Source organism: Streptomyces sp. P17 (genome assembly GCF_032436805.1).
In the GTDB taxonomy this organism is placed as follows: Bacteria; Actinomycetota; Actinomycetes; order Streptomycetales; family Streptomycetaceae; genus Streptomyces.
The window spans coordinates 1-249 of record NZ_JAVRBF010001248.1 but is presented as its reverse complement, the minus strand read 5'-3'; the positions used below and the strand labels follow the sequence as shown (position 1 = coordinate 249).

The window sequence follows — 249 nt, the reverse complement described above, 5'->3', positions numbered from 1 at the left end:
CATCGTTTCCGACCACGCGCTGCTGTCCGATCCAATGGCGGCGGATGCCGAAATCGCCGCGCTGATCGCGCGAAACGATCTGGTCTATCTGACGCTTGACCTTGACGTGCTGCCGCATTGGCAGGCCCCCGGCGTCAGCGCGCCAGCCGCGCGCGGATTGCCCCTTGCGGTGGTCGAGCATCTGATCGCGCAAGTGCGACAGGCTGGCCCGAAGCTGCGCCTTGCGGATGTGGTCGAACTTTGCCCGCC

1 protein-coding gene is annotated in these 249 nt (G+C 66.3%); it reads left to right on the top strand.

The annotated features are described in order from the left end of the window. Positions 1-249, top strand: a 249-nt coding sequence (locus tag RMT89_RS44570) for an arginase family protein (RefSeq protein ID WP_315889458.1), incomplete at both ends; no start/stop codon positions are given.